Consider the following 3696-nt stretch of genomic DNA (forward strand, 5'->3'; position numbering starts at 1 on the left):
CGGATTGGGATCGGATTCGATATTATATTTTATTAGACGAGCTTTTTTGAGAAAAAGGCTCAGGCGCATTAGATACATAGATGATTAGGGTGATACAGGAGGCTGTATCACCCTATTTTTGTGTAAATGCTATAGGATACAGGGTGAAATCAGGTGATATTGCTTATTCAATTTGTACATATTAGTGGATTGACAGTGAAAAAATATCATAGTATAATACAAATACTTAAATAAAAGCTTTTATAAAAGAAATACAAAATATAAAGAGATTTTGTGAGGTGGAAAGGAGAAAAGATCATGTATTTGGATCGTATTTTTGGATTAGAGGGGAAAACAGCACTGGTTACCGGAGGAAGAGTAGGAATTGGTCAGGTAATCGCAATTGCGCTGGCAAATGCGGGAGCAGAAGTTGTGATTATTGGAAAGACAGATTCCGCTGAAACGGTCAGGATGATTGAAGCCCAGGGAGGAAAAGCATACAGCATTACAGCTAATGTGACCGATGAGGCAGCGGTAGAGATGGCAATGGATCACATCATGGAACGTTCTGGTCATATAGACATTGTGTTTAACAATGCCGGAATTTGTATACATAAGGATACGTTGGAGGCTTCTATTGATGAGTGGAGGCAGGTAATTGATGTGAATTTGACCGGGGAATATATTGTGTCAAGAGCTGCCGGCAGAAGAATGATAGCCTCTGGAACAAGAGGCAGTATTATCAACATGGCATCTATGTCCGGAACCATTGTAAATATTCCGCAGTGGCAGGCATCTTATAATGCATCTAAGGCAGGGGTCTTGCATATGACCAGGTCACTGCCATTGAATGGGCAGAGCACGGAATCCGGGTCAACAGCTTAAGCCCAGGCTATATTGGCACCCCCATGTCAGCGGATACGCCTCAGGAATTAAAAAATGCCTGGATGCCGCTGATTCCATATCACCGCATGGGTAAACCGGAAGAATTGATACCGGCTATCCTGTATCTGGCATGTGATGCAGCAGGATATACAACTGGATCAGATGTGATTGTAGATGGAGGATATGTGGCACAGTAATCAGATAGTTTATAAAATATAAGCGGCATTTCTTGCAAAAAGTAAGGTGTTGGTATAAAATGCTTTTATATAACATTTTATGAAAGCGAGAATATGTATGGTAGTAAATGGTGTGGATGAAAGCAGACGGTCCAATAAAGTCAGAATAGCAAAATGCATTTTAGACAGCGGGGAAATATCTAAAGCTGAAATAGCGTCAAAGCTGGATCTGAGTATGCCTACAGTATTTAAAAATATAAAGGAGCTTATCCAGCTTGGAATTGTAACCGAAGGGAATGAATATCAGTCCACGGGAGGACGTAAGGCAAAAGGTTTGTCAATAGCAGATCATATTATGTATGCAGCGGGCATTGATATTACCCGAAATCATATCAGTTATGTATTTATTGATTTAAAAGGAAATTTATTGTGTCAGAAGAGAATACGCAGCTCGTATGAAAATACGCTTGATTATTATGAAGTTCTGTATGAGGAGTTTATTTGTTTCCTTAAGGAAAGCGGCATTGAACGCAATAAAATTCTTGGGGTGGGAATTTCGGTTCCAGGAATCATAGATGCCCAAAACCAAATGATAATTACTTCACATGTTCTGAAAGTAAATAATGTGAGTCTGAAAAATTTAAGTCAGCTGTTTGAATTTGATGTGTACTATGAAAATGATGCAAACTCTGCAGCAATTGCAGAATTTGCAGACCGGAATCGGGATGCTGTCTATGTTTCGCTCAGTGATACGGTAGGCGGCTGCGTTTACATCAACCAAGGGGTCTATACAGGAGAACATTACCGAAGTGCAGAATTTGGACATATGAATCTGGTACGAAATGGTGCAAAATGCTATTGCGGAAAAAAAGGGTGTGCAGATGTCTAATGCTCTGCAAGCGTTCTGTCATGCCATGGGAACGGGAGTCTGGAAGGTTTTTTGATCTGCTTCAGGCGGGAGATGAAAGCGCAAAGAAAGTCTGGGAAAAATATCTGGAAGATCTGGCTGTGCTGGTGACCGACTTGCGTATGGTATTTGACTGTGACATCATATTGGGCGGTTATGTAGGAGGCTATTTGAAAAAGTATATTATGGATCTCAATAAGAAGGTCGTGAAGCTGGATCCATTCGATAACGATACTACTTATCTGCAGACTTGCCGGTATGAACGGGAAGCTTCGGCTGTTGGGATTGCTATGCGGTTTATTGAGAAATATTTTGATATGCTGTTATAGTGCTATCTATTATTATTATATTATTATTACAGCAAACATTCCGAGATTTTATGAAGTTAATTTTTAAAATAGTATTGTTAAATCCCTTCGCATTGGTATTGTACCAAGAACGAAGGGATTATTTAATATCTTTACTAATTAACTAGTATGTAGCATTTTGCTGTTTTCTTATTCGAAGTTTTAGCTGTTATGATAGTGGATCCTTTCTTAAGACCTTTTAATACACCTTTTTGAGTAATAGAAGCAATTTTAGGATTTAAGGAAGTATAACGTATTTTTTCAGTTGCATTGATTGGTGTGCGATTGATAAACAAAGTTATTTTTTTACCTTTTTTCAAAGTTATATTTTTCCGTGTAAATATAATTTTTTTTGTTGTTACAGCCTTCTTCTGAACAGTTAGTTTATACTTTGCACTGGCTCCACTTTTCATAGTTACTTTAATATAGGTGGATCCAACACGTTTTGCCGATACTTTTCCGGTGTTTTTATTGACCGTAGCCACTCTGGTATTTGTGGAAGTCCATTTTTTCACAGAATCACCTTTTGTAAAATCTGTAATTTTTACTATGGAGGAACTCTTTTTTTCCTGCAACACAAGATTAGTGGTATTTAATTTTACTTTTGCAGATAACTTATCTACGGTTTGAACTAAAGTATCAGAACAACGCACGCACTTTTTAATTTTAAGCCCTTCACTAAAAATAGTAGGATTAGAATGCATAATCCAGGATCCATAATTGTGAGGATATTTCAATAGCACAGTTTCATTTTTTGTCTCTTCGCAATTGACACAATGAATACTGGATTGACCATTTTCTTTGCAGGAAGGATATTTATCATATCTATAAATTGATTCCCATTGATGTTTTAATATTGGAATTAATTGATAATCATAGTCATCGCATATGATACAAGTACGTTCTTTTACGCCATAATCAGAACAGGTCGCTTGAGCAATGATCATCCAGTTACTAAAGAAATGGCCTGTAGCTGGTATTTCCTCATTTGTACCAGGTTTGATTTCGTTGCATCTACTGCAATGAATGGATTGTAATCCTCATTCGCTTAAGTTCCCCGCACCCAATCCAGACAAACATTTACCGTTTCAGCTGCATTCGTAGACCAGGCATCAGCACCGGTTACCATCATCGTGTCATAACTGGCACATGCGCCGCCGATTGTGACTTTGACATCATCTCTTAATCCGGCATTCTTCAGACCGTCGATGGTATCTTTCATGGAATCAATTGCCAGAGTGAGGACTCCGCTCAATCCAACTATTTCCGGCTTTACTTCCCTCACCTTTTCTACAAAAGTGCTGACCGGTACATCGATACCCAGGTCATATACTTCAAAACCGGAAGCTTCCGCCATACTTTTAAAAATATTTTTTCCGATATCATGCAGATCTTCGTGGAC

At 38.4% G+C, this 3696-nt stretch carries 4 protein-coding genes and 1 pseudogene; 3 read left to right on the forward strand and 2 right to left on the reverse strand.

Annotated elements, in window-relative coordinates; translation table 11 throughout:
• The first annotated feature begins 297 nt into the window (after nt 1-297).
• The 3 genes and pseudogenes from ACH2DQ_RS13240 (at nt 298) to ACH2DQ_RS13250 (ending at nt 2276) form a co-directional block, all read left to right on the forward strand.
• Nucleotides 298-1061: pseudogene (locus ACH2DQ_RS13240) on the forward strand (SDR family oxidoreductase).
• Nucleotides 1062-1158: 97 nt separating this feature from the next.
• Complete coding sequence (locus tag ACH2DQ_RS13245; RefSeq protein WP_395027034.1) at nt 1159-1929, forward strand: ROK family protein; 771 nt, start codon at nt 1159-1161, stop codon at nt 1927-1929.
• Nucleotides 1929-2276: an ROK family protein gene (locus tag ACH2DQ_RS13250; RefSeq protein ID WP_395027036.1), complete on the forward strand. Its 348-nt coding sequence runs from the start codon at nt 1929-1931 to the stop codon at nt 2274-2276. The genes ACH2DQ_RS13245 and ACH2DQ_RS13250 overlap by 1 nt, the downstream gene beginning before the upstream one ends.
• Before the next feature lie 134 nt (nt 2277-2410).
• On the opposite strand, the gene ACH2DQ_RS13255 is transcribed toward ACH2DQ_RS13250, so the two are convergent.
• Nucleotides 2411-3241: an Ig domain-containing protein gene (locus ACH2DQ_RS13255; RefSeq protein WP_395027039.1), complete on the reverse strand. Its 831-nt coding sequence runs from the start codon at nt 3239-3241 to the stop codon at nt 2411-2413.
• Nucleotides 3242-3342: 101 nt separating this feature from the next.
• The coding region (locus tag ACH2DQ_RS13260) for a B12-binding domain-containing protein (protein ID WP_395027041.1) at nt 3343-3696 on the reverse strand (354 nt) is incomplete at its 5' end.

The organism is Robinsoniella sp., from assembly GCF_034124845.1.

Excerpts from the sequence above, each read along its gene's own strand:
- ACH2DQ_RS13245 (WP_395027034.1), top strand. The coding sequence starts at position 1,159 with ATGGTAGTAAATGGTGTGGATGAAAGCAGACGGTCCAATAAAGTCAGA.
- ACH2DQ_RS13250 (WP_395027036.1), top strand. The coding sequence starts at position 1,929 with ATGCTCTGCAAGCGTTCTGTCATGCCATGGGAACGGGAGTCTGGAAGG.
- ACH2DQ_RS13255 (WP_395027039.1), bottom strand. The coding sequence starts at position 3,241 with ATGATCATTGCTCAAGCGACCTGTTCTGATTATGGCGTAAAAGAACGT.